The organism is Bacillus sp. FSL W7-1034, assembly GCF_038593365.1.
Taxonomy (GTDB): Bacteria; Bacillota; Bacilli; order Bacillales; family Bacillaceae; genus Bacillus; species Bacillus altitudinis.
The window spans coordinates 2,978,147-3,001,942 of the sequence record NZ_CP151989.1; the positions used below are offsets into that span (position 1 = coordinate 2,978,147).

Sequence of the window (23,796 nt, forward strand, 5' to 3'; positions counted from 1 at the left end):
ACTAATCAGTACTAATTTGATGTAAAAAAAATGCTTCTGTTATCGAAGCAAGTTAAATAAATGATCTGCTGTTTTTGTGATGACAGTGGCATCCTTCAATGTTTCTGAAATAAATAACGCTCCTTCAAGATTTGTCATAAAAAGGGATGCCACCTCATCAATCTGAATCGTATCTCTGAATTCCCCATTCTCTACCCCTTGTTTCAGTAATAGAGAAACTTTCTTTTGTAATCCTGTAAAAAAAAGACCTATTTTTTCTTTTATATGTGTGGCCTGTGCAGGACTTTGAATATAAAGAGTAATAAATGGACAGCCTCCCTGATACTCTCTCGACTGAACGCCTTGTGATAATTGCTTTAAAAACAGTTGAATACGATCTTCAACTGAAAATTGGGTCTGAGACAGTACGTCATCCATTGCAGCTTGATACATATCAATCCAATAATCAACGACCCCTTCTAATAATTCCTCCTTATTAGAAAAGTGATAATACACATTAGACTTTGATACTTTGCTTACACGAACTAATTCGTCCATACTCGTATAAGCAAACCCTTTTTCTAAAAATAAAGTTGCAGCTACTTCAAGTACACGTTTTTGATTCATTAATTTTACCTTTGTCATATTTAGAACTATACAGTACTAATTTGAATGTGGCAAGTATTTATTTTGAATAAAGTTGATCTGAACCTCGAAGTTGTTAGCGGCCTTAAAGGTAAAATCATTTCTCCTTTAAAAGGTTCAAAACAAATGTTGTGAGAAAGTATTTCAGAGAAGTTTATAAAAGACATGCATTGAGCATAGCCATGCTGTAAACGTTTTGAATAAGAACTATGTATGGGAAAGGTTAAGACATTCTAGTATAAAAAACAACCGCAGACACGTATCTCCATGTCACCCAAAAATTGAGGACCAAAGGAATTGTATCTGCGGTATGTTCAATAATTAAATTTTGTGGGCGCTTTGTGGGTGCTTAATATAAATATAACGTCTAAACACCTTTAATCCCCTCTATATCAACGGTTAACCGATCGAACCTTCCATCTCAAACTTAATCAAACGGTTCATTTCAACGGCGTATTCCATTGGCAGTTCTTTTGTGAATGGTTCGATGAAGCCCATGACGATCATTTCTGTTGCTTCTTCTTCAGAAATTCCGCGGCTCATCAAGTAGAATAGCTGCTCTTCTGATACTTTTGATACCTTCGCTTCGTGCTCTAATGAAATGTTGTCGTTTAAGATTTCATTATAAGGAATCGTATCAGATGTTGATTTGTTATCCATGATGAGTGTGTCACACTCGATGTTTGAGCGTGCACCCTCTGCTTTGCGTCCGAAGTGTACGATTCCACGGTATGTGACTTTACCGCCTTGTTTGGAAATCGATTTCGATACGATCGTTGAAGATGTGTTTGGTGCAAGGTGAATCATTTTTGCACCTGCATCTTGGTGCTGACCTTTACCTGCTAGGGCAATACTTAATGTCATACCACGAGCGCCTTCACCTTTTAAGATGACAGCTGGGTATTTCATTGTCAGCTTAGAACCGATGTTTCCATCAATCCATTCCATTGTTGCATTCTCTTCACATACTGTACGTTTTGTCACAAGGTTGAAGACGTTGTTTGCCCAGTTTTGAATCGTTGTATAACGGCAGTAGCCGCCTTTTTTCACGATGATTTCAACAACCGCACTATGAAGTGAGTTTGTTGTGTAAACTGGAGCTGTACAACCTTCTACGTAATGCACGTGTGCGCCTTCATCAACGATGATCAGTGTACGTTCGAACTGACCCATGTTCTCAGAGTTGATTCGGAAGTATGCTTGAAGTGGTGTATCTACTTTTACGCCTTTTGGTACGTAGATGAATGAACCACCAGACCATACAGCCGAGTTAAGCGCAGCAAATTTGTTGTCAGTCGGAGGAATGACTTTTGCCCAGTGCTCACGGAAGATGTCTTCGTTCTCTTTTAATGCACTGTCTGTATCTTTAAACACAATGCCTAGATCTTCAAGATCTTGCTTCATGTTGTGATACACAACTTCAGATTCATACTGAGCAGATACACCTGCTAAGTACTTTTGCTCTGCTTCAGGGATTCCAAGCTTATCAAAGGTTTGTTTGATTTCTTCTGGTACTTCATCCCAAGAACGCTCAGAGCGTTCTGATGGTTTTACGTAGTACGTAATTTCATCAAAGTTTAATGCATTTAAATCTCCGCCCCATTGTGGCATCGGCATGTTGTAAAAGTGCTCAAGAGATTTCAAACGGAAGTCGAGCATCCACTGAGGCTCTTCTTTCATACGAGAAATTTCTTCAACGATCTCTTTTGTCAGTCCGCGCTCTGAACGGAAAATGGAAACGTCTTTATCAGAAAAGCCGTATTTATATTCACCAACATCTGGCATTTTTTTAGCCATCCATTTTCACTCCAATCTTATGATTTGCCGTTATCTTCGGCAGATGCGCCTTTTTCAAGCGCCTTCCAGGATAATGTTGCACATTTGATGCGCGCCGGGAATTTTGCGACTCCCTGCAGCGCCTCAATGTCACCAAGATCAATGGAATCGTCGTATTCTTTTCCTAGCATCATATCGGAGAAAATCTGAGACATTTTCAAAGCTGTTTCAATATCTTTCCCTTTAATCGCCTGCGTCATCATAGAGGCAGATGCCATCGAAATCGAGCATCCTTCTCCTTCAAATTTCGCATCCATGACCTTTTCGTCTTCGATTTTCATCGTGAGACGAATGCGGTCACCACACGTAGGGTTGTTCATATCGACGACAATGCTGTCGTTTAACACACCTTTGTTTCTCGGATTTTTATAATGATCCATAATCACTTGTCTGTACAGTGTGTCTAAGTTTACATTAAAAGACATTCGTAAAATACTCCTTTGTCTTACGGAGCGCTGCCATGAGCTCGTCAATCTCCTCTTCTGTATTGTACAGATAGAAGCTTGCTCTTGCAGTCGCTGATACACCAAGCCATTTCATGAGCGGCTGTGCACAGTGATGTCCAGCACGAATGGCGACACCTTCCGTATCTAGAACAGTTGAGGCATCATGAGGATGGACGTCGTCCAAGTTAAACGTCACAAGTCCAGCTCGGTGCTGCGGTCCGTAAACCGTGGCACCTTCAAGCTCCTTAAAGCGCTCAAGTGCATAAGTCGCAAGCTGATGCTCGTAACGGCTGACTTCCTCCATTCCGATGTCATTTAAGAAATCAATCGCTTTTCCGAGCCCAATTGCTCCTGCAATAATCGGTGTTCCCGCTTCAAATTTCCACGGCAGCTCTTTCCATGTAGAATCATATAGATCCACAAAGTCGATCATTTCACCGCCAAACTCAGCAGGCTCCATATTATTCAAAAGGTCCTTCTTCCCGTAAAGAACACCAATGCCAGTCGGTCCACACATTTTATGCCCAGAGAAGGCGAAAAAGTCGCAATCCAAGTCCTGAACATCAATTTGCATGTGAGGGGTGCTCTGGGCACCATCGACGACGATAATTGCACCGTGATCGTGAGCAATCTTTGCGATGTCTTTAATTGGGTTGATGGTTCCTAATACGTTTGAAACATGTGTGACAGCAACGATTTTCGTTTGATGTGTGATGGTTTGCTTCACATCTTCAAGCGACAGCGTGCCGTCTTCCTGTAACGGAATATATTTCAATGTGGCGCCAGTTGCTTTTGCTGCCTGCTGCCAAGGGATGATATTCGCATGATGTTCCATATGCGTAATGACGATCTCATCGCCTTCTTTAAGGTTTGCTCTAGCATAGCTGATTGCCACTGTGTTCAGTGCTGTTGTTGTACCTCTAGTAAAAATAATCTCCTGGACAGAAGAAGCGCCAATGAATGCTCGAACTTTCTCTCTTGCACCCTCGTATGCGTCCGTTGCTCTTGTGCCAAGGGTATGAACACCCCGGTGGACGTTCGAGTTGTAAGACCGGTAATACTCATTCATTGCTTCAATGACAACTCGTGGTTTTTGAGATGTCGCTGCACTGTCCAAATACACCAAATCATGTCCGTTCACTTGCTGATGAAGGATTGGAAACTGCTCACGAACGTCTTTGATATTCATTATTTTACTTTCCTTTCAATCACAGAAACGAGCTGCTTTTTAACTCCTTCAATCGGCAGTTCTTTGACGACTGGATTTAAGAAGCCATAAATGACAAGTCTTTCTGCATCTTCTTTGGAAATCCCACGGCTCATGAGGTAATAGAGTTGAATTGGATCAACACGCCCAACAGAAGCAGCGTGCCCTGCTGTTACATCATCTTCATCGATTAAAAGAATTGGGTTAGCGTCACCGCGTGCTTTCTCACTCAGCATGAGAACACGAGATTCTTGCTCTGCATTTGACTTCGTTGCGCCATGCTCGATTTTACCAATCCCGTTAAAGATAGAAGATGCTTGATCCTTCATGACACCATGCTTCAAGATATACCCTTCAGAGTTTTTACCGAAGTGGATGATGCTTGTTGTGAAGTTTTCCGTTTGATTCCCGCGGCCAACAACAACTGATTTTGTATCACCGAATGTACCGTCGCCCATAAGCTTCGTGATGTTTTCAGACACGACATCTCCATCATTCATCAGGCCAAGTGCCCATTCGATTTTACTGTCACGACCATTTGCCATACCACGTCTATTCACATAGACTGTCACACCTTCTGCAAGGTTATCCACTGCACCGTAAGTGACGCGGGCATTTGCACCCGTGAAGACTTCAGACACGATATTGAAGATCGCTTCTTCTGGTGTTGCCGTACTGATGTAGTTTTCGACATATGTCACAGCACTATGATCGTCTGCTACAACGATGACATGGTTGAACAACGTTGTTTTGTCATTTTCATGAAGATAAACGGCTTGAATGGGTGCTTCAAGCTCTACGTTTTTCGGTACATAGAGGAAAGCTCCGCCATTCACTAAAGCAGCATGTAGAGCTGTTAATTTGTGCTCATCCACTTTCACTGCATCTGTCATGAAATATTTCTTCACTAGGTCTCCATGTTCGCGAATCGCTGTATGGATATCAGTGAAGATCACGCCTTTGTCTTTTGCTTCCGTAGAAAGAGACAAGTATGCTGGCGTTTGATCACGCTGTATATAGACTGTCTTATCCGTGTCCTCTAAATCAATAAGAGACTTCACTTCTTCAGGAAGCTCTTCTAAAGATCCAAATGGCGCACTTTCGACTGTATGCTGTTTGAAATTGGTTAAATTCCATTTAGAAATATTCGTTTTGTCAGGCTTTGGCATTGGAAGGTCTTCTGCTTTTTCAAGAGCCTGTAAGCGAAGGGAACTCATCCATACCGGTTCCTGATGCTTCTCGGAGAAGCTTTTGACATAATCTTGATCTACTGATAATTTCGTTTCTAATGTCATCAATAATCCTCCTAACGCTTACGCTTCTTGACCAACAGTTTCGTCTTCAATTCCTAACTCTTTTTTAATCCAGTCATAACCTTCTGCTTCTAGACGCTGCGCGAGTTCTGGTCCGCCAGATTTCACAATACGTCCTTGCATCATGACATGAACGTGATCTGGTGTGATGTAGTTCAATAAACGCTGATAGTGAGTGATCATTAAGCAGCCGAAGCTTTCGCCGCGCATTTTATTAATTCCTTTAGAAACAACTTTCAGCGCATCGATATCAAGACCAGAATCGATTTCGTCAAGAATGGCGATTTTTGGTTCAATCATCATTAATTGAAGAATTTCGTTGCGTTTTTTCTCCCCGCCTGAGAAACCTTCGTTTAGGTAGCGCTGTGCCATATCTGGGTCCATTTCAAGGAATTCCATGTTTTCGTCCATTTTGCGGATGAATTTCATGAGAGAGATTTCATCGCCTTCTTCTCTGCGTGCGTTAATAGCCGAACGAAGGAAGTCTGCATTTGTCACACCACTAATTTCAGATGGATATTGCATTGCAAGGAAAAGACCCGCTTGAGCGCGCTCATCTACTTCCATTTCAAGAACATCTTCGCCATCAAGCAAGATGCTGCCTTTTGTCACTTCATACTTAGGGTGGCCCATGATAGCAGCAGATAAAGTAGATTTACCTGTTCCGTTTGGTCCCATTACTGCGTGGAATTCTCCACCTTTTATTTCTAGGTTTACACCTTTTAAGATTTCTTTCCCTTCAATCTCAACGTGCAAGTCCTTAATTGTTAATGTCGAAGCAGTCATATATCGATACCTCCAAAATAATCATTATTCTCAATTTATTCTCATTCTAATTTTATAACAAATTAAAAGTGAATACAACACATTCACGACAAGCGTGAGAGGATGCTCTCAAAATTCTAACAAAAAATACAGGTAGATAAAAGGATTTATGTCGAAAAGACAGTTTTCATAAAGAAAGGACGGGAAACTATTCTCCCCGTCCCTTAGCTATTTAATAGCCTTGTATATTCATTTTTGCGAGCTGCCTTTTCTCATCTCGATAGGACTGCTCTCGTTTATATTCCACTTTCATCCTTAAGTCATGGTCTCTTTCGTACTCTGCATAGCTCATGCCATGAGCTTTATGCATGGCCTTTTCCATCTCGGCGGTATAATCCAATCCCAGTGTACTATGGTCCGAACAAATAATAAACCAATCCCTTCTTTGAGTGTAGCTTCATTGTATCAAAGGCACGCTGCTTCACTCAAAAGGGATATAGCGCGCTATGCTGGCATATTTTCTCACACAACCGGCTGAGAACGACTCAACTCCCTGAGATGGATAAATACCATCTTATCCTTCCCTTAATGCGTCTGTCCTCCAAATTCATCGATACATTGCTGAACAACTGTGATGCCTTGACTTAGCGCAGCACCGCCGCCAAACGCTGTCGCCACACTGACGACCTCCAGCAAATTCTCTTCTGTTGCGCCTTGATCGAGTGCTCCCTTTGTATGATAGATCATGCAATATTCATCCTGTGCATGAATGCTGATGCCGAGGGCAATCATTTGTTTTTCTTTTTGTGTTAATGAATCGCTCTGAAAACACTGCTCCGTAAATTCATTGAATTTCTTGCCAAACACCGGCATTTTCTTCTGAAATTCACCCATTGCCGTTTTATAATCCGTCAGTGATTGCTGCATCGATCCGCTCATATGTTGTTCATTCATCTTCATTCCATCCCTTCAGGTCATTTGTTCGTTTTTATTATGAGCGAGATTTGAAAAAATACACAAAAAAACCTCGCTTTCATGAAAGCGAGGTTGCAGATGATTGACAAAGGGCTAAAATGATCTTTATTTTAGCCCTTTGTCTTCTTTTTTCAGCGTGATAGAAAACCTTTGCAGTCTAGGAAGGGCGAGTACCGGAGCAGAGCGAATTTGACATTCGTGAGCACCGGAGCGCAGACCTGACAACGAATGCGAGGGTTTGTCTACACGTTGAAACCTCGCTTTGATGAAAGCGAGGTTTACAAGTTGTTATTCAGATACAGGCAATACTGCACCATCATACTTTTTGTCGATGAATTCTTTGATTTTATCAGAGTGAAGAACTTCCATTAATACCTTGATCTTCTCTGATTTTTCGTCACCTTTGCGAACAGCGACGATGTTTGCATACGGGTTGTTTTTCGTTTGCTCAAGTTCGATTGAATCTTTTTTCGGATTCAATTTATTTTGGATGGCATAGTTAACGTTGATAAATACTGCATCGCCTTCACTGTTTTCATAAGCTTTCGCTGTTAGTTCAGGAGCGATTTTTTTGAATTTTAGGTTCTTCGGGTTTTCTTTGATGTTTTTGACTGTTGCGTTGATTGTATCTACTTTTGGATCAAGCTTGATCACACCAGCATTTTGTAATAGGGCAAGCATACGTCCTTGCTCAGCTACGTTGTTTGTCATGATGATCGTGCCGCCGTTTGGAATATCTTTTACTGATTTGTATTTCTTAGAGTAGATACCGAAAGGCTCAAGGTGAACGGCACCAGCACTCACTAAGTTGTAATCTTTGTTTGATTTATTTTCTTCGTTCAAATAAGGGATATGTTGGAAAAAGTTCGCATCCACTTCTTTTTCAGCTAATGCTTTGTTGTACATTTTATAATCGCTCAGTACTTTCACTTTTAGATCGTAGCCTTTTTCTTTTAGAAGTGGTTTTGCTTCTTCAAGAATCTCGGCATGTGGTGTTTTTGAAGCGGCAACCGTGATGGTTTTGTTATCGCTTGCGTTATTTGATGAACCGCACGCAGCTAAAATGCCTGCAAATGCTAGAAATAGTGCACTTAAAATCAATTTCTTCATGAATAATTCCTCCCTTAACGTTTATCAATTTTATTTGTAATCAAATCACCGATTATTTGAATGATAAAGACGATGATCAGAATAAACACAGTGGCTACAAGTGTGACATCTGTATTACCAGATTGGTATCCTTCCACATAAGCAAGGTCACCCAGTCCGCCTGCTCCAATTGCACCTGCAATCGCAGTAGAGCCAATCAGAGCAATTGCTGTTACAGTAATTCCTGAAATAAGGGCTGGCAGTGATTCTGGAAGCAATACTTTGAAAATAATGGTCGACGTTTTTGCTCCCATAGATCGTGCTGCTTCAATGACTCCTTTGTCTACTTCACGCAGTGCAATTTCAACAAGACGTGCGTAGAAAGGAGCTGAGCCAATGACAAGGGCTGGTAATGCTGCATTTGGGCCTAATATCGTGCCCATAATTAGTTTAGTAAATCCTAATAATAGAATGATTAATATGATAAAGGGAATCGATCTGAAAATGTTGACGACTGCGCCGATGACAGCATTAATTGGTTTGTTTTCCCACAAACCGCCTCTACTTGTCAAAAAGAGCAACAGCCCAAGGATGATGCCGATAGCAAAAGCAAACGCTAATGCAATGAGTGTCATATACACCGTTTCACCCGTGGCGTTCCAAATAACCTCTAGATCAACGTTCGGAAACCATTTCTCAAACATGTGTCATCACCTCAATTTCAACCTGTTTGCTTTGGATATAGGCGATGGCTTTTTCAACTTCGTTCTCGTCTCCATTAATATGGATAAAGAGTGTTCCAAACGCGCCTTCCTGCGTTTGAGAAATCTTTCCTTGCAGGATGTTCACATCGACCTTGAAGGATCGAATGATTTCCGTGATCAGCGGCTGTTCGGCAGAATCTCCGATAAAGGACAACCGGACGACCTGACCTTCTTTTACTCTCTCTAGGACGTGCTCGATCGTTTCTTTGGCTTCTTCTGGTTCAGCAAGCTGTTTCACGAATCGCTTCGTCATTTCTTCTTTAGGCTGTCTGAAGACACGTAATACTTCGCCTTCTTCGACAATACGGCCATTCTCCATCACCGCCACACGGTGACAAATTTTGCGAATGACGTGCATTTCGTGTGTGATCAATACAATGGTAAGTCCTAGTCGTTTATTAATATCGGCTAAAAGCTCAAGGATGGAATCCGTTGTTTGTGGATCAAGCGCAGATGTGGCTTCATCACATAGCAGAACTTTTGGATCATTCGCTAATGCTCTCGCAATCCCTACACGCTGCTTTTGCCCGCCGCTGAGCTGAGAAGGATAGGCATTTTCTTTTCCTTCTAAACCGACCAATTTAATCAGTTCGTTTGCACGAGCTCTCCGTTTTGATGTTGGTACACCTGCGATCTCGAGCGGGAACATAATATTTTGTCTCACTGTTCTTGACCAGAGCAAGTTAAAGTGCTGGAAAATCATGCTGATTTCTTGTCTTGCTTTCCGAAGTTTCGCATTCGATACTTCATTGATCCGGTTGCCTGCCACTTCAACGATTCCTTCTGTTGGCAGCTCCAGACCGTTTAATAGGCGAATCAGGGAACTTTTCCCTGCGCCGCTATACCCGATAATTCCGAATATTTCACCTTTATCGATATCCAAGTTGACGTCTTTCACGGCATCAACATTTCCGCTTTTTGAATGATACGTTTTTGATACATTCTGTAAATGGATCACAGTCTGTTCACCTGCTTTCTTGCTGAATCTATAGGTTGCCATCACATACGTTCAATTATTCTTCCGACTGTTATGACGCTAGCCTGAAGTAAGGTCAGTAAAAAAGACCTAACTGCAACGCAAGCAGAAAGGCCTTTTATATCAAATACGCCTTTCTCTCATCTTTCAAAGCATTGCGGCTTTGAGTGAATTGGCACCAATTTCAGCTATGCTGACGGTTGCCGGGTTTCATAGGGCACGTCCCTCCACCTCTCTTAATAAGAGAAAATATGTTGTTTTATGTGATGTTCATGTTTTTACTAACGTAGAATATCATGCTATCTGAGATATGTCAACGCTGTAAATCGCTAATTTCCAAGTAAACGACTACGTTATCATTTTTCGAAAAAAACCGTTCGTCAGCCAAAGTACTGCTTCTAGTCGAAGAAGTGCTCGAAATGAGCCTTTCACTTTCACTTGTCCTCTGCTGATCAGCTGCTGTAAGGACATGTCTCCATCTAATAATTGCAAAATCTCTTTTCGCTCACCATAAAAGATGAGATCCGATAACTCAATTGCAGGTAGTTTCTTCACTTCACCACGTTCATCCACAATCAATGTACAAGAGTCCGTTTCCGCCTCAAATGTAATCTTCAAGGATGATGATGAGAGCAACGGCTTTAACAATAATCGCTGCCCTGCACTTCCATGGGCTTTCACATTTTCCACATGTATAACCTCCCTGTCATTTGGTTATACATAACATTTCTCTACAAACATCGGCTTGTCCTTTATAAATAGCTCGACAAATTTTCAAATGAATTGCTTGAAATATGACAAAAAACCGCTTTATTTAGCGGTTTCAATCATTTCATGAAGATATGGAACGGAGTGAAAGGCATAGCCTTTTTGCACGATTTCACCCTTTTTAAACAGGAGAAAGCAAGGGACACTTTCGATCTCAAATGCTTTCGCAAAACTTGGCGAGTAATTTAAGTTATTCTCATAAAAAGGAACTTCCGGCTGCATGGCATCAACCACTGCCAGCATCTTCTTTGCCAGCTGGCATGTTCCGCAAAATGGTGTATATAAGTACAAAAGAAATAAATCGTCCTCTATCTCCTTGAATTCATGCTCTTCAATCTCTTTCATATACGTCACCCTTATAAATATTTCGAATGAACATCAATGTTTGCAGCTAATAGAATAGATGCAATATGGGCTGACGGTGAAGCGGCCACTTCGCGGTACGTTCTGTCGACAAAAAGATGCAGTGCTTCAGGGAATTCTTTTCGAAATTGCTTCCGCAGTTTATCGCCAGCATCGTCACTGTCTGCTAATATGTAAACGTCTTTCCCGAATAAATCGTCCACAAGCTGATCCAGCTTCGATGTACTGATCGTGCCATTGGTGCAAATGATGGTAACAGGTTCACTTATGACTTCTTTTAGCTTCTGTTTATCTGATTTACCTTCTACAATGATGACCTTTTCTATCTCGACATTCATCACGATCACCCGGCCCTTTTGACGTTGATTCACTTCTTCCTTAGATTACAATCTTTCATTCAGGTTGTAAAGATTGGGCAATTGATCAACAAAAAGACTGCAGCACTCACTGCAGCCTTATCTGTGATCAGCACCAGCCATTTTCATCGTCACAGTCTACATATTTTTCAGTCCCATGGGTCAATGTATCTGACACACGATAAAAACGGTTTTGATCGTAGGAATAACCTGATTTTAATTCATATTGATTTTCACTAATCATCGTACCAATCTCTTCGTTTTGATGGTAAAGCACCATGCCACTCTCTTTGAATCGTCCAGTGACATGCTCTGTTATATCCACCTGTTCTTTTTGAAAAGACAAATTGGACACCCCCCATAAAGGTAGAGTGTCCAATTTCACATGAATTAGTCTTCTTTTGTCATTTCTTCATATTGCTCAGCTGTCATTAAGTTCTCGATTTCAGATGCATCCGCTGGCTCTACTACGATCATCCAAGCTTTTTCGTATGGAGAGTCGTTGACGAACTCTGGGCTGTCATCAAGCTCATCGTTTACTTCAACGATTGTGCCGTTAATCGGTGCGTATAGTTCAGAAACTGTTTTGACTGATTCTACACTTCCGAAAGGCTCGTCCGCTGTAATTTTGTCTCCTACTTCAGGAAGCTCAACGAACACGATATCGCCTAGCTCAGATTGAGCAAAATGCGTAATACCGATACGCACCTTATCTCCTTCTACTTTGACCCATTCGTGTTCTTCTGAATAACGTAAATCTTTTGGTGTGCTCATTTCATACCCCTCCAGTCTTTTCTTACAATCTATATTGAAGATACCACAATCTGAATGAAAGTTACATCATTTCCAGACGCTTTTAAATGTATCTTCATTAAATCCAACTGTCACTCGTTTGCCGTCTGTTGTAATTGGGCGCTTGATTAGCATTCCGTTAGACGCAAGTAATTCAAGCTGCTCGTCCTCTGACATTGCAGGAAGTTTATCTTTCAGCTGCAGCTCTCTGTATTTCTGACCGCTCGTATTAAAAAATTTCTTCAGCTCTAAACCGCTTTTTTCGTAAAGGGCTTTTAATGTTTCTTTATCAGGCGTCTCTTCGACGATATGTATGCTGTTGATGTCTTTATTGTGTTCTTCCAGCCATTTCTTTGCTTTTCGGCATGTACCGCAAGATGGGTATTCGTAAAAATCTAAAGCCACCATTTTCACCTCCTGCAAATAGTGACAACATTTTATCACAAAACATATGAAAAACCTAAATGTATGCTTACAAAAAGGTGCGACATGATATCCGCACCTTTTAAGCCGTCTTATACGATATATTTCTCTGCTTCAAAGATTCGTTTCGCTACTTCGCGCTTTTTGGCGATGACATTCATTGGCGTGAATCTTGTCAGCTTGCGAAGGGCTGACAGACTCATACGGAGTGAATCTCCTTCTTCCATGGCAATCAATGATTCTTTCGCATGAGCTTCAATCTTTAAAAAGGCTTCCTGTGTGAAAATTTGTGTATACGCAAGCTTTTGTGCATTTTTTTCTGCGCCTGATGCTGCGATTGCTTTTTCCGTACGCAAGACCGCCGACTCAGCAGCAAAGAGTTCATTGACGATATCTGCTATATTCACAAGGATTTCTTGCTCTTTGTCTAATGCTTTCCCATATTTCATCGCCGCCATACCTGCCACCATCAAGGCGATCTTTTTCGCATGGGCAAGTAAGTATTTCTCTTGATCAAGCGGCTGATCACCCGGCTCTTCCGGCATCATCATCATTAGCTCTTCCTGTAGGGTTTGCGCTTTTTGAAGAAGCGGAAGCTCTCCTTTCATCGCTTTCTTCAAGAAGGTGCCTGGCACAAGCAATCGGTTAATTTCGTTCGTTCCTTCAAAAATACGGTTAATTCGTGAGTCGCGATAGGCTCTTTCGACTTCGTATTCTTGCATGAAACCATATCCGCCGTGAATCTGCACACCTTCATCCACAATATAATCGAGCGTTTCAGAGCCAAGCACTTTACAAAGAGAGCATTCAATCGCATATTCTGCAATGGATTGTGCAATTTGTTTCCCATCCTTTTGCTCCTCGTCACTTAACAGACCCATTCTTTGTTCAAATAACCCGACTGTGCGGTATACAGCACTTTCCATGGCATAAAGCTTTGCCGACATGTTGGCTACTTTTTCGCCAATTAAGCTAAATTGAGAAATTGGTGTTTTAAACTGCTTACGCTGATTGGCATACTCTGCCGATAATTGAATGACTCGTTTTGATGCACCGATTGTCCCTACAGCCAGTTTATAGCGTCCAATGTTCAAAATGTTAAAGGCAATGACATGACCTCTGCCTGCTTCACCAAGCAAATTCTCCTTTGGCACTTCGGCATCTTCAAGGATTAGCGTTCTCGTCGAGGACCCTTTAATGCCCATCTTTTTCTCTTCAGGTCCTGTTTTGACTCCAGGAAAATCCTTTTCTACGATGAAAGCAGAGAAGTGTTCACCATCAATCTTCGCATACACGACAAACACATCGGCAAATGCGGAGTTTGTGATCCATTGTTTTTCCCCATTGAGGACATAATGTGTTCCAGCTTCATTCAGGACTGCCGTTGTTTTCGCACCTAGCGCATCAGAACCTGATCCTGGCTCTGTTAGGGCATAGGCCGCAATTGTTTCTCCAGAGGCGAGTCCTGGCAGGTACTTTTCCTTTTGCGCTTGATTACCGAACAGCACGATCGGCAAAGAACCGATCCCGACATGGGCGCCGTAAGAAAGAGAGAAGCTGCCTGCTCTTGCAAATTTTTCAGTAATGATGGCTGAGCTGATTTTATCTAGACCAAGCCCGCCAAATTCCTCAGGAACATCCGCACCAAGCAGGCCAAGCTCTCCAGCCTTTTTCAAGAGACGAACAGAATGCTCGAATTCATGATTTTCAATTTGATCGATGTGCGGAACGACATCTTGTAAAATGTAATCTTCTGTTGTTTTCCCGATCATTTGATGTTCATCAGAGAAATCCTCTGGTGTAAAGATATGCTCATAATTCGTCTCATCTATTAAGAAACTGCCACCCTTTTTTACTTCTTCCATTGCTTTCATCCTGTTTTCCCCCTTTAGATCAATTCAAAAATGCCTGCCGCTCCCATGCCCCCGCCGATACACATCGTCACAATACCAAATTGTTCATTTCGCCGTTTCATTTCATGAATGAGGGACAGCGTGAGTTTCGTTCCTGTACAGCCTAGCGGATGTCCTAATGCAATGGCGCCGCCGTTGACATTTACCTTCTCTTCATCGATCCCTAAATGACGAATGACTTGAATCGCCTGAGAAGCAAATGCTTCATTTAATTCAAACAGCCCAATGTCCTTCAGCTCTAGACCAGCGATTTTCAGCGCACGCGGAATGGCTTCAACCGGCCCAATCCCCATGACTTCAGGTGGTACACCACCAACAGCAAACGCTCTGAACTTGGCGAGCGGCTGAAGAGAAAGAGAAGATGCTTTTTCGCGATCCATCATCATGACACATGCCGCTCCATCACTCGTCTGCGAAGAGTTTCCTGCAGTCACTGTGCCTTTTGTTGAGAAGGCAGGTCGTAACGTTGAGAGAACCTCCTCTGTTGTGCCGGCTCTGACACCTTCATCTTGTGAGAACGTAAATTGGCGTTCTTCTAGTTGATTCTGCTCTCCTACCCGTCTTTCTGTCACATCAACGGGAACAATTTCATCTGAAAATTTCCCTTCTTGAAGTGCCTTTGCTGCCTTTTGATGGCTCCTCACCGCAAAAGCATCTTGATCTTGTCGTGTGACCTGATACTTTTGCGCCACTTGCTCCGCTGTGTGGCCCATGCTCATATAGTATTCAGGCGCTTGCTCTGCCAAAAGAGCGTTTGGACGAATGGAGTGACCCATCATTGGGACTTGCGACATCGATTCGACGCCTCCGGCCAAAATGGTTTCTGCCTGCCCAAGCATAATTCGTTCACCTGCATAAGCAATTGACTGCAGACCAGAAGAGCAATAGCGGTTAATGGTAATAGCAGGTACTGTATATGGCAAACCTGCTAAAGCCCCAATATTCCGGGCCACATTCAGCCCTTGCTCTGCTTCTGGTGTCGCACATCCGATGATTAAATCATCGATTGTTCCATCATAATCACCGGCACGCTTTAGCGTTTCTTTTACACACAATGCGCCCATATCATCAGGTCTGACATGTTTTAATGATCCCTTTTTGGCTTTCCCTACTGGTGTTCTTGCGCCAGCTACAATCACTGCTTCTCTCATTTTGACTCCCCCCTAGTTACGTAAAGGTTTTCCTTTAACGAGCATGTGCTGCATGCGTGCCTGAGATTTGACTTCCCCTACAAGACTTAAAAAGGCTTCTCTTTCAAGCTCTAATAAGTATTGTTCATCCACCTCTGTACCAAATGGCAATTTGCCGCCAGAAATGACATGTGCTAGTTTTTTCGCAATGGTCATGTCATGGTCTGAAATGTATCCAGACAATCTCATGTTTTCAGCAGCCAGCACCATTGCTGCGTAGCCTGTTTCCCCCATCACGGGCACCTTTCGCTTCAGAGGTGCACGATAACCCGCTTCATCAAGAGAAATAACGAGTTGTTTCGCATCATGGATTAAATGATCACCATTCATGCTGATCCGGTCATTCACTCGGAGCATCTTCATATCACGCGCTTCCTCTGCTGATGTAGATACCTTTGCCATCGCAATGGCTTCAAAGGTTTGTAGCGTAGCATCTTGGATCGCAGTTGCTGATGGCTTTTCCGCTCCTTGCAGATGGCGAATATAGAGTTCCTTGTTTCCGCCTCCGCCCGGTATGAGTCCGACCCCCGCTTCGACAAGCCCCATATACGTTTCACTGGACGCTTGGATAGCGGCTGCTGGTAGACAAAGCTCCGTCCCTCCGCCAAGTGTCATACCAAATGGTGCAGCCACAACTGGACGGTCACTATACTTCACCTTCATCATCGCCTGCTGGAACCTGCGAATGACAAAATCAATTTCAAAGAAATTGTCGTCCTGTGCTTCCATTAAAATTAAGGCGAGATTCGCACCAACACAGAAGTTCTTTCCTTGGTTACCGATGACCAGTCCTTTATAATTCTTTTCCGTTTCATCTACAGCACGATTGATCATATCAATGACATCAAGCCCAATGGCATTACTTTTCGAATGAAATTCAAGCAAGGCAACATCATCCCCGATATCGATCAAGCTTGCACCCGTATTTTTAAAAATGACATCGTGTTTCTTTTTCAATCTAGCTAACGACATATTCTTGTCGTTTCCCTTTTCCTGTTCATAAGCACCATTCTGATAAAATGCACGGTCTCCTTCGGCATTTTCTTGATAGAACGTGTCATGTCCTTCTGAAAGCATATCTTGCACCCACGACGGGATGCTGTGCCCTTCCGCTTCCATTCGACTGACGGCTTTTTTCACGCCAATCGCATCCCACAGCTCGAACGGGCCATGCTGCCAGCCAAATCCCCATTTCATGGCGTTATCGATGGACTGAATATCATCCGCAATGTCGCCTTTTAGTTGAGCTGAATAAAGAAGAACAGGTGCGGTCATATTCCAAAGCAATTGCCCAGCACGGCCGTCTTGATAAATAAGCGCTTTCAATTTCGCTTTTGTCCCCTTTTGCTGCTTGGCAATGTCAATGCCCGGATCCTTCAGCTTTGTCCGTTCTCCGTATGTGAGTGTGACAGGATCAAGCTCTAAAATGCTCTTTCCGTTTTTTTGATAAAATCCTTGCCCTGCTTTGCTGCCGATCCACCCTTTTTCGAGCATTCTTTCCATAAACTCAGGCAGCTGAAAAATATCTTTTTCCTTTCCTTCTACCTGTTCATACACATTGCGGGCTACATGAGAAAATGTGTCGAGTCCCACCACATCAAGTGTGCGGAAGGTCGCACTTTTCGGTCTGCCAATGAGTGGACCTGTAACAGAATCGACCTCTCCGATCGTGTATTTGTTCTCAAGCATTTCACGCACTGTGACAAGAAGCCCATAAGTGCCAATTCGGTTGGCAATAAAGTTCGGTGTATCTTTTGCTTCGACCACACCCTTGCCAAGTACATCTTCACCAAATGTTTTCATATATGAGAGTACTTCTGGATCTGTTTCTTGAATAGGAATTACTTCTAACAGCTTTAAATAACGAGCTGGATTAAAAAAGTGAGTGCCTAAAAAGTGGCGTTTAAAATCAGCTGATCGGCCTTCTGCCATTTTTTCAACAGAAATACCGGATGTATTGCTGGATACGATGCTGCCTTCTTTGCGGTGTTCGTCGATGAGAGAGAATACGTGTTGTTTAATGCTGAGCTTTTCAGTGACGACTTCAATGATCCAGTCAGCATCGTGTAATAAGGAAAGGTGATCTGTGAGATTTCCGGGTGTGATGTATGATAGGTTTTTGGCTGAAGTAAGAGGTGCTGGCTTTTGCTTTAACAATTTTTTCATTGCGTCTTGGCTTAATCTATTTCGAACACTAGGGTGATCAAGCGTTAGCTTTTTTGCCGTTTCTTCCTTTGTCAGTTCATGTGGCACAATATCTAGCAATGTTACTGGTATCCCGATATTGGCTAGATGTGCAGCAATGCCTGAGCCCATGACACCTGAACCAATGACAGCCGCCTTGCGAATATGTTTGCCCATAAATATCCCCCTAAACATTTTGAATGAACAGTCATTCATTTTTTGTCCAAAAAAAAGCAATGCCTCTTTCTTTATCTTAAAAGATTTTCCGAAACAGTTCAATAGCAGATTTCAAAAATTTACACATTCTCATGCGTCTTTCTTTACAGCGTATGAATTAAAGACGAGGGGGAATTGTAAGAATGGAGGTGATGTCCACATGTCTCGTTTGCAAAAGAACCCATCAAAAGCAGGCGTAAGTGCTGCAAGTGTGAAAGGAAACGCAGGTCCATCACAAGAAGCAGACCTAGGTGGTAAAAAGACCAGTCAAAATCAGCAATATAAAAAGAAATCGTAAGGAGGAACACAACTTGAACAACCAGCAAATGAATATGCCCCCACAGGTAATTTCAGTAAAGGATTCCTTGTACCTAGAGGATATGCTGAACTGGAATTTGATCGCGATGAAAAAGGCCCACTTTATGGCCGAGCATTGTCAGGATCAAACATTGAAACAAGAACTCAATCAAGTTGGTCAAATGCACCATCAGCATTACACACAAATACTTCAACATTTAGGCAGCTCAGGGCAAGGCCAGTCTTCTGGCTTTATGCAATAGGAGGTAACAGACATGGAACAGCAAAACCAACAAAAAATCGGGAATCCACAAACGCCGGTTCCAACAACGACAAACATGAACGATCGCGACTTTGTCACAGACCTTTTGTCGACTGAAAAATATATGACAAGCGGATATAACACAGCGCTCAATGAATTCAGCCATGAATCTCTTTACCAAGATATTCAGCGAATTGCGCTAGAAACACAAAAAACGCAAAGACATTTATATGATGTCATGTTCCAATATGGCTGGTACTCTGTCGAAGCCGCTGACCAACAGAAGCTCCAGCAGGCACATCAGAAGTTCCAGCAAACACTGACAGATCAATCACCGTACGGATCATCACCCATGTCATAAAGAAAAACTGCCAGCTCATACTGGCAGTTTTTTAACGGTCTTTATTGGCACGATGAGCTTCATTTAATTGCTTGATCCGCTGAATCGTTTCTTTGATGTCTTCTTTTGCCTCTGGATACGTGTCATTAAAATGCTTGGCTAAAGGCGGCATGCTTTTGGCAATATGAGAATAGATGATCCACTGCGAGACATCTCTTTTCAGTTCCTCATTCGTTTCACCAAGCAGCAGCTCTGTATATTTATCAAGCAGGCCTTCGAGCTTTTCATCTAATTCATTTCCCATTTGTATTCCGCTCCTTTTTTCAGAAAAAAGCCTGACTCTGCGTGTAACAGATGTCAGGCTTTTCACATACGATTATCTTGCAGCAAGAAATGTCTCAGCTTGTGCCTGTTGGACAATACAGCGTCCTCTGCCGTGCGGAATACATAACGGTGTTCCGAATAAAGGATCTGTTGTTACTTGGCAGTTCATATCAAAGACATTTTTCACAAGATCACAGTTAATGACAGTTTCCGGTCTTCCTTCTGCATAAATTGACTTGTCTTTAATGGCCACAAGGTGATGCGCATATCTGCAAGCGAGATTGAGGTCATGCAGAACCATGACAATCGTGCGCTGCTCTTTTTCATTTAAATCAAAAAGAAGATCCAGGATTTCAATTTGGTGCGTCATGTCTAAATACGTTGTTGGCTCATCTAATAGAATAATATCCGTCTCCTGTGCCAATGTCATCGCAATCCATGCACGCTGCCTTTGTCCACCTGATAATGAATCAACCGTTCGATCAGCAAGGTCTTCCATCTTCGTTGATTTCAGTGCGCGATTTACCGCTTCTTCATCTTGCTTTGACCATTGCTTCAGCCAATTTTGATAAGGATATCGCCCTTGCTTGACGAGTTGATGTACCGTTAATCCTTCTGGCGCTTCTGGCCCTTGCGGAAGAATGGCGAGCTGTTTCGCCACTTCCTTTGTTGGTAATTTGGCAATGGAATGACCTTCAAGCAGGACAGAACCACCCATTGGCTTCATGAGACGGGCCAAAGAGCGAAGTAGCGTGGATTTACCGCATCCATTGCTGCCAATAAATACTGTGATTTCACCCTTAGGGATTGACACATTTAGTTCGTCTATGATCATTGTTTCTCCGTAACCTAAGCTTAAACCTTCAGTAGAAATGGCACTCATTCCGCTCAAACGCTCCTTTTCTCATCCAAATTTTTTATATTGAATATCGTCTATGTAGACGTCAAAGATCACTTATCTCAATTTAGTGTATCAGATTTAAGTGATCTTGAAAATCATTTTCAATTAAAAAATGAGAAAGTCTCGTTTACTTTTTCTTTTCGAATGCACGTTTTGTTCCATCTTCGAGCTTGATATCGACTCGTATCCGCTGATAATCATCATCTAAATTAAAAGCAGATAATAATTCATTGACATATGTTTCATTCAGCTTTGCACTAGGAATCGACATATCATTGAGCTTCATCTTCATTTCACGTAAAGCTTCTTCCCCTTCATAGCGGACACCATTCATATGATCTCGAATCAGTGCTTCTTCTCTTCCACCAGCTTGACGATAGGTAGCTTCATATAATTCGCTTTTTTGTCCATATTGTACGTGCAATTGCAAATGCTGAAATGGCAGTTCCTTCATTTGAACAGCTGACAGACTTTCAGCTTCTGCTTCATGTGGATGTTGTATTGGTTCGATTGAACGACAGCCAGACAGCATAAAGAACAGCACTCCTAGCAGTCCCGCCTTCTTCCAGCACATCATGTATTTCCTCCTATTTCATAGCATCGTTTTTTATTCTTCTCCAAGCCCCTTTTCGTTATTCAATAAAACAGCAGACTATGGTAGATTAAAACAAAAAGGAGAACCGGATGATGAATAAAACAGCCATTGTGACTGGTGCCAACAGCGGTTTCGGAAAGCTCATCACATTGCGTCTTGCTCAGCAAGGGTACACTGTGATTGCTGGCGTAAGACAGGAAACCAATGCGAAAAAGCTTGCCGAAGAAGTAAAGAACGCCGCTTTATCCGAATCGATACATATTGAAGCATTAGATGTGACAGATACACAGTCCATTCAAGCATTTCAGAAAAGGCTTAATGCCTATGCTCCCATTCACCTGCTTGTGAACAATGCGGGAACGGCCTATGCTGGTTTTGCTGAAGAGGTGCCTGTTGATCAGTACCGAGAGCAATTTGAAGTGAATGTCTTTGGTGTGATGGAAATGACACAAGCAGTCCTTCCGTTGATGACGAGCGGTGCAAAAATATTGAATATGAGCAGTATCAGCGGACTCATGGGAATGCCCGCACTCTCTCCATATGTATCGTCAAAGTTTGCGCTAGAGGGCTATACAGAGAGTTTGCGAATTGAGCTGGCTGCGTTTGGCATTCAGGCCGCTTTGATTGAGCCGGGTTCTTTCCAAACGAACATTTGGAACACCTCCATGAATGAGCAAATGACACCACCCGCAGCAGGTTCTAAATACACAACTATTTATGAAAACATGATGGCCTATATAGAGGCGCAAAAAAACAACTATGGTGATCCCGGCGAAGTTGCAGAGCTTGTGGTTTCGCTTGCAGAGAAGAAGCGGCTAAAGAAGCTAAGGTATCTTGTCGGGAAAGGTGTTCGGCTTTCATTCATAGCAAAGCAGCTCCTGCCTTGGAATGTATGGGAAAACATTATTTTACGGACACTATCTTCAAAAAAATAGGCACAAAAAAACAGGTGGATCTTTTATCCACCTGTCAGCGTGTAGACAAACCCTCGCATTCGTTGTCAGTCCTGCGCGCTGGTGCTCACGAATGTCAAATTCGCTCCGCGCCAGTACTCGTCCTTCCTAGACTGCAAAGGCTTTCTATCACGCTGAAAAAAGAAGACAAAGGGCTAAAATAAAGTTCATTTTAGCCCTTTGTCAACAATCTAACAGGTGGATCTTTTATCCACCTGTTTTCTTTTATTCGTTATCAGACTGCCCAAGGGTAATATCAAGATTTTTATTCTTTCCATCACGGATGACAGTCATTGTCGTTTTATCGCCAATTTTTGTTTCTTTATAAAGGATTTCTTTCAGCTGTGAGCTGTTCGCTACATCTTTTCCTTTGAACTTGATGATGACATCTCCAGACTTCAAGCCTGCTTTTTGTGCAGGAGATCCTTTTGAAACATCTTTTACATAGATGCCTTTACCGATTTGTTTATCAAATAGGCCAAGTGTATTTTCCTGATACGTTTCAGGCACTTGCTCCAGGTCAATCATTTGTACGCCAAGGTAAGGACGTTCGACTTTTCCATTTTTCAACAGCTGATCTACGATCGGTTTTACATCGTTACTTGGGATCGCAAATCCGAGTGATTCTACTCCGCTTTCGCTAATTTTCAAACTGTTGATGCCGATGACTTGACCGTCTGTATTGATCAGCGGACCGCCACTGTTTCCAGGGTTAATGGCTGCATCTGTTTGAAGCACATTCATCTCAACGGTTCCAGATGATGTATTGGCTTCAACGGTACGATCGAGACCACTAATAATCCCTTCTGTTACTGTACCAGAGAACTGCGCACCGAGCGGGTTCCCGATTGCGATGACTTTGTCTCCAGCACGAAGCTTAGAAGAATCTCCAAAACTTGCAACTTTATCAATGCCGTCAGCATTTATTTCCACGACAGCTAAATCTGTCATTACGTCACTGCCGACAAGCTTCGCATCTTTTGTTTTTCCATCGTATAGTGTGACCTTTAATTTATTGGCACCCTCGACTACATGGTTATTTGTGATAATGTATGCTTTTTTGCCATCTTTTTTGAAGATGACACCAGAACCCGTTCCGGCTTCTGCTTCAGTTGAATCACCGCTAAGACCGAACGAGTTTTGTGTAGATTGATAGTTTGAGACCCCTACAATCGTCGGCTCTAAATCTTCTACCATATCAGCAACATTCGTCGCATTGGTGATTTGTTTTGTTGAGAAATTTTCAGATGAAGTCGGTTCGCTTGATGCTGTTTGGGTTTGAGTGTTTGCCGCTGTATCTTGTGACTGCGGTAAAAGCGGTGTAATGCCAAGCACAAGACCGCCTCCAATAATCCCTCCAAGAATAGGACTCAGCCATGCAGCCTTCCGTTTTTTCTCCTTTTTAGACGAACGGTCATCAATCACTTGAGGAGATTCGTTTGTCACCCTCTCCTGAGAGGCAGATGCTTCGTTTTCATGATGGTGAAAAACGAGTTCTTTCTCTTTTTCTGGTTCTTCTATTTGTTTCTCATTCTCTTGATGTGCGTGTTCTTGATCATTCATCTTTTTCTCTTCATCTTCTCTTCGGAAATCCATCGCTTGCACTCCTTTGCATCATTTTCATGAAATGCTTCATTCATATGTCTAGACAGGACTCATGTCCTCTTAATGGCAATATCATTGAAAAATTCTTTATGACAATATGTCAAATTATATAATACTTATTCATAGAAAAAAAGCAAGGTGTGCACATTGGTGAAAAGCACCTATTCATTAGCCTTTTGTCTATGCCCTTTTTTCCCTTGAGCTTATCATAAACAAACATTATGGGATAATGATGAGAAGAATATGTGAAATTGTGAAAAAAGCGTGTGATTGTTGACATGCCGCCTTTGTATCCCGTTATAATGACGTTGAGAGGATG

At 42.4% G+C, this 23,796-nt stretch carries 28 protein-coding genes and 1 riboswitch; of the genes, 4 read left to right on the top strand and 24 right to left on the bottom strand.

The features are described 5' to 3' along the window. Positions 1-39: 39 nt before the first annotated feature. The 20 genes from NST73_RS15450 to NST73_RS15545 all read right to left on the bottom strand — a co-directional run bounded on the left by NST73_RS15450 (position 40) and on the right by NST73_RS15545 (position 18,161). Entirely contained in the window at positions 40-606 is a 567-nt protein-coding gene (locus NST73_RS15450) for a TetR/AcrR family transcriptional regulator (protein WP_144679204.1), read from the bottom strand. 417 nt (positions 607-1,023) lie between these two features. Continuing rightward, positions 1,024-2,421 (bottom strand): Fe-S cluster assembly protein SufB, encoded by a 1,398-nt coding sequence (sufB, locus tag NST73_RS15455; RefSeq protein ID WP_007500362.1) that lies wholly within the window; start codon positions 2,419-2,421, stop codon positions 1,024-1,026. A 17-nt stretch (positions 2,422-2,438) separates the two neighbouring features. After that, positions 2,439-2,885 (bottom strand): Fe-S cluster assembly sulfur transfer protein SufU, encoded by a 447-nt coding sequence (gene sufU, locus NST73_RS15460; RefSeq protein ID WP_003212941.1) that lies wholly within the window; start codon positions 2,883-2,885, stop codon positions 2,439-2,441. After that, the gene (locus NST73_RS15465) at positions 2,875-4,095 is read right to left on the bottom strand and encodes a cysteine desulfurase (protein ID WP_058336897.1); all 1,221 of its coding nucleotides are present in this window, start codon (positions 4,093-4,095) and stop codon (positions 2,875-2,877) included. The genes sufU and NST73_RS15465 overlap by 11 nt, the downstream gene beginning before the upstream one ends. After that, the gene (sufD, locus tag NST73_RS15470) at positions 4,095-5,408 is read right to left on the bottom strand and encodes a Fe-S cluster assembly protein SufD (protein WP_342499200.1); all 1,314 of its coding nucleotides are present in this window, start codon (positions 5,406-5,408) and stop codon (positions 4,095-4,097) included. Before sufD ends, NST73_RS15465 begins: the two co-directional genes overlap by 1 nt. A gap of 18 nt (positions 5,409-5,426) precedes the next feature. Continuing rightward, on the bottom strand, positions 5,427-6,212 hold the full coding sequence (sufC, locus tag NST73_RS15475; RefSeq protein ID WP_007500355.1) for a Fe-S cluster assembly ATPase SufC: 786 nt from the start codon (positions 6,210-6,212) through the stop codon (positions 5,427-5,429). A 211-nt stretch (positions 6,213-6,423) separates the two neighbouring features. After that, positions 6,424-6,561 (bottom strand): hypothetical protein, encoded by a 138-nt coding sequence (locus NST73_RS15480; protein ID WP_162835676.1) that lies wholly within the window; start codon positions 6,559-6,561, stop codon positions 6,424-6,426. A gap of 215 nt (positions 6,562-6,776) precedes the next feature. Next, entirely contained in the window at positions 6,777-7,145 is a 369-nt protein-coding gene (locus tag NST73_RS15485) for a carboxymuconolactone decarboxylase family protein (RefSeq protein WP_024719777.1), read from the bottom strand. A 309-nt stretch (positions 7,146-7,454) separates the two neighbouring features. Next, positions 7,455-8,276: a methionine ABC transporter substrate-binding lipoprotein MetQ gene (gene metQ, locus NST73_RS15490; RefSeq protein ID WP_007500351.1), complete on the bottom strand. Its 822-nt coding sequence runs from the start codon at positions 8,274-8,276 to the stop codon at positions 7,455-7,457. A gap of 14 nt (positions 8,277-8,290) precedes the next feature. Beyond that, positions 8,291-8,959, bottom strand: coding sequence for a methionine ABC transporter permease (locus tag NST73_RS15495; protein ID WP_058336900.1), 669 nt, complete (start codon positions 8,957-8,959; stop codon positions 8,291-8,293). Next, positions 8,952-9,977, bottom strand: a complete 1,026-nt coding sequence (locus tag NST73_RS15500) for a methionine ABC transporter ATP-binding protein (RefSeq protein WP_024719778.1) — start codon at positions 9,975-9,977, stop codon at positions 8,952-8,954. The genes NST73_RS15495 and NST73_RS15500 overlap by 8 nt, the downstream gene beginning before the upstream one ends. 155 nt (positions 9,978-10,132) lie before the next feature. Next, positions 10,133-10,241: riboswitch (SAM riboswitch) on the bottom strand. Between the two features lie 102 nt (positions 10,242-10,343). Next, the gene (locus NST73_RS15505) at positions 10,344-10,685 is read right to left on the bottom strand and encodes an SCP2 sterol-binding domain-containing protein (RefSeq protein WP_008347033.1); all 342 of its coding nucleotides are present in this window, start codon (positions 10,683-10,685) and stop codon (positions 10,344-10,346) included. 120 nt (positions 10,686-10,805) lie between these two features. Continuing rightward, positions 10,806-11,108: a thioredoxin family protein gene (locus NST73_RS15510; protein WP_007500346.1), complete on the bottom strand. Its 303-nt coding sequence runs from the start codon at positions 11,106-11,108 to the stop codon at positions 10,806-10,808. A gap of 11 nt (positions 11,109-11,119) precedes the next feature. Then, positions 11,120-11,464: a toprim domain-containing protein gene (locus tag NST73_RS15515; protein ID WP_008347035.1), complete on the bottom strand. Its 345-nt coding sequence runs from the start codon at positions 11,462-11,464 to the stop codon at positions 11,120-11,122. Between the two features lie 127 nt (positions 11,465-11,591). Next, the gene (locus NST73_RS15520; protein WP_144679200.1) at positions 11,592-11,828 is read right to left on the bottom strand and encodes a YusG family protein; all 237 of its coding nucleotides are present in this window, start codon (positions 11,826-11,828) and stop codon (positions 11,592-11,594) included. Between the two features lie 44 nt (positions 11,829-11,872). Further along, positions 11,873-12,256: a glycine cleavage system protein GcvH gene (gene gcvH / locus NST73_RS15525; protein ID WP_008347039.1), complete on the bottom strand. Its 384-nt coding sequence runs from the start codon at positions 12,254-12,256 to the stop codon at positions 11,873-11,875. Between the two features lie 66 nt (positions 12,257-12,322). Then, positions 12,323-12,679, bottom strand: a complete 357-nt coding sequence (locus NST73_RS15530; RefSeq protein WP_008356673.1) for an arsenate reductase family protein — start codon at positions 12,677-12,679, stop codon at positions 12,323-12,325. Positions 12,680-12,789: 110 nt separating this feature from the next. After that, complete coding sequence (locus tag NST73_RS15535) at positions 12,790-14,571, bottom strand: acyl-CoA dehydrogenase family protein (protein ID WP_144679199.1); 1,782 nt, start codon at positions 14,569-14,571, stop codon at positions 12,790-12,792. Between the two features lie 14 nt (positions 14,572-14,585). Beyond that, positions 14,586-15,761 carry an acetyl-CoA C-acetyltransferase gene (locus NST73_RS15540; protein ID WP_007500336.1) on the bottom strand — a complete coding sequence of 392 codons (1,176 nt, stop codon included), beginning with the start codon at positions 15,759-15,761 and terminating at the stop codon, positions 14,586-14,588. A 12-nt stretch (positions 15,762-15,773) separates the two neighbouring features. Then, positions 15,774-18,161, bottom strand: a complete 2,388-nt coding sequence (locus NST73_RS15545; RefSeq protein ID WP_342499201.1) for a 3-hydroxyacyl-CoA dehydrogenase NAD-binding domain-containing protein — start codon at positions 18,159-18,161, stop codon at positions 15,774-15,776. A gap of 199 nt (positions 18,162-18,360) precedes the next feature. Between NST73_RS15545 and NST73_RS15550 the strand changes: the two genes are divergently transcribed. Genes NST73_RS15550 through NST73_RS15560 form a run of 3 tightly spaced genes read left to right on the top strand, consistent with a single transcriptional unit; the run spans position 18,361 to position 19,120 of the window. After that, complete coding sequence (locus NST73_RS15550) at positions 18,361-18,498, top strand: YuzL family protein (protein WP_008347049.1); 138 nt, start codon at positions 18,361-18,363, stop codon at positions 18,496-18,498. 28 nt (positions 18,499-18,526) lie between these two features. After that, positions 18,527-18,760 (top strand): hypothetical protein, encoded by a 234-nt coding sequence (locus NST73_RS15555; RefSeq protein WP_234833634.1) that lies wholly within the window; start codon positions 18,527-18,529, stop codon positions 18,758-18,760. Positions 18,761-18,772: 12 nt separating this feature from the next. After that, positions 18,773-19,120 (top strand): spore coat protein, encoded by a 348-nt coding sequence (locus tag NST73_RS15560; protein ID WP_060832634.1) that lies wholly within the window; start codon positions 18,773-18,775, stop codon positions 19,118-19,120. A gap of 31 nt (positions 19,121-19,151) precedes the next feature. On the opposite strand, the gene NST73_RS15565 is transcribed toward NST73_RS15560, so the two are convergent. The 3 genes from NST73_RS15565 to NST73_RS15575 all read right to left on the bottom strand — a co-directional run bounded on the left by NST73_RS15565 (position 19,152) and on the right by NST73_RS15575 (position 20,898). Next, positions 19,152-19,403: a YusU family protein gene (locus NST73_RS15565; RefSeq protein ID WP_017359282.1), complete on the bottom strand. Its 252-nt coding sequence runs from the start codon at positions 19,401-19,403 to the stop codon at positions 19,152-19,154. A gap of 72 nt (positions 19,404-19,475) precedes the next feature. After that, entirely contained in the window at positions 19,476-20,306 is an 831-nt protein-coding gene (locus NST73_RS15570; protein ID WP_008347057.1) for an ABC transporter ATP-binding protein, read from the bottom strand. Positions 20,307-20,451: 145 nt separating this feature from the next. Next, entirely contained in the window at positions 20,452-20,898 is a 447-nt protein-coding gene (locus NST73_RS15575; protein ID WP_171465740.1) for a YusW family protein, read from the bottom strand. A gap of 113 nt (positions 20,899-21,011) precedes the next feature. Between NST73_RS15575 and NST73_RS15580 the strand changes: the two genes are divergently transcribed. Next, entirely contained in the window at positions 21,012-21,854 is an 843-nt protein-coding gene (locus NST73_RS15580) for an oxidoreductase (RefSeq protein WP_125589689.1), read from the top strand. A gap of 243 nt (positions 21,855-22,097) precedes the next feature. Here the strand turns inward: NST73_RS15580 and NST73_RS15585 are convergent, their stop codons facing one another. Then, positions 22,098-23,468 carry a trypsin-like peptidase domain-containing protein gene (locus NST73_RS15585; protein WP_342499202.1) on the bottom strand — a complete coding sequence of 457 codons (1,371 nt, stop codon included), beginning with the start codon at positions 23,466-23,468 and terminating at the stop codon, positions 22,098-22,100. Positions 23,469-23,796: the final 328 nt, after the last annotated feature.

Bases quoted from the DNA above. Each gene is read 5' to 3' on its own strand.
- NST73_RS15450 (WP_144679204.1), bottom strand. From the start codon at position 606: ATGAATCAAAAACGTGTACTTGAAGTAGCTGCAACTTTATTTTTAGAA.
- sufB (WP_007500362.1), bottom strand. From the start codon at position 2,421: ATGGCTAAAAAAATGCCAGATGTTGGTGAATATAAATACGGCTTTTCT.
- sufU (WP_003212941.1), bottom strand. From the start codon at position 2,885: ATGTCTTTTAATGTAAACTTAGACACACTGTACAGACAAGTGATTATG.
- NST73_RS15465 (WP_058336897.1), bottom strand. From the start codon at position 4,095: ATGAATATCAAAGACGTTCGTGAGCAGTTTCCAATCCTTCATCAGCAA.
- sufD (WP_342499200.1), bottom strand. From the start codon at position 5,408: ATGACATTAGAAACGAAATTATCAGTAGATCAAGATTATGTCAAAAGC.
- sufC (WP_007500355.1), bottom strand. From the start codon at position 6,212: ATGACTGCTTCGACATTAACAATTAAGGACTTGCACGTTGAGATTGAA.
- NST73_RS15480 (WP_162835676.1), bottom strand. From the start codon at position 6,561: ATGCATAAAGCTCATGGCATGAGCTATGCAGAGTACGAAAGAGACCAT.
- NST73_RS15485 (WP_024719777.1), bottom strand. From the start codon at position 7,145: ATGAATGAACAACATATGAGCGGATCGATGCAGCAATCACTGACGGAT.
- metQ (WP_007500351.1), bottom strand. From the start codon at position 8,276: ATGAAGAAATTGATTTTAAGTGCACTATTTCTAGCATTTGCAGGCATT.
- NST73_RS15495 (WP_058336900.1), bottom strand. From the start codon at position 8,959: ATGTTTGAGAAATGGTTTCCGAACGTTGATCTAGAGGTTATTTGGAAC.
- NST73_RS15510 (WP_007500346.1), bottom strand. From the start codon at position 11,108: ATGAAAGAGATTGAAGAGCATGAATTCAAGGAGATAGAGGACGATTTA.
- NST73_RS15515 (WP_008347035.1), bottom strand. From the start codon at position 11,464: ATGAATGTCGAGATAGAAAAGGTCATCATTGTAGAAGGTAAATCAGAT.
- gcvH (WP_008347039.1), bottom strand. From the start codon at position 12,256: ATGAGCACACCAAAAGATTTACGTTATTCAGAAGAACACGAATGGGTC.
- NST73_RS15535 (WP_144679199.1), bottom strand. From the start codon at position 14,571: ATGAAAGCAATGGAAGAAGTAAAAAAGGGTGGCAGTTTCTTAATAGAT.
- NST73_RS15540 (WP_007500336.1), bottom strand. From the start codon at position 15,761: ATGAGAGAAGCAGTGATTGTAGCTGGCGCAAGAACACCAGTAGGGAAA.
- NST73_RS15545 (WP_342499201.1), bottom strand. From the start codon at position 18,161: ATGGGCAAACATATTCGCAAGGCGGCTGTCATTGGTTCAGGTGTCATG.
- NST73_RS15550 (WP_008347049.1), top strand. From the start codon at position 18,361: ATGTCTCGTTTGCAAAAGAACCCATCAAAAGCAGGCGTAAGTGCTGCA.
- NST73_RS15555 (WP_234833634.1), top strand. From the start codon at position 18,527: ATGAATATGCCCCCACAGGTAATTTCAGTAAAGGATTCCTTGTACCTA.
- NST73_RS15560 (WP_060832634.1), top strand. From the start codon at position 18,773: ATGGAACAGCAAAACCAACAAAAAATCGGGAATCCACAAACGCCGGTT.
- NST73_RS15565 (WP_017359282.1), bottom strand. From the start codon at position 19,403: ATGGGAAATGAATTAGATGAAAAGCTCGAAGGCCTGCTTGATAAATAT.
- NST73_RS15570 (WP_008347057.1), bottom strand. From the start codon at position 20,306: ATGAGTGCCATTTCTACTGAAGGTTTAAGCTTAGGTTACGGAGAAACA.
- NST73_RS15575 (WP_171465740.1), bottom strand. From the start codon at position 20,898: ATGTGCTGGAAGAAGGCGGGACTGCTAGGAGTGCTGTTCTTTATGCTG.
- NST73_RS15580 (WP_125589689.1), top strand. From the start codon at position 21,012: ATGAATAAAACAGCCATTGTGACTGGTGCCAACAGCGGTTTCGGAAAG.
- NST73_RS15585 (WP_342499202.1), bottom strand. From the start codon at position 23,468: ATGGATTTCCGAAGAGAAGATGAAGAGAAAAAGATGAATGATCAAGAA.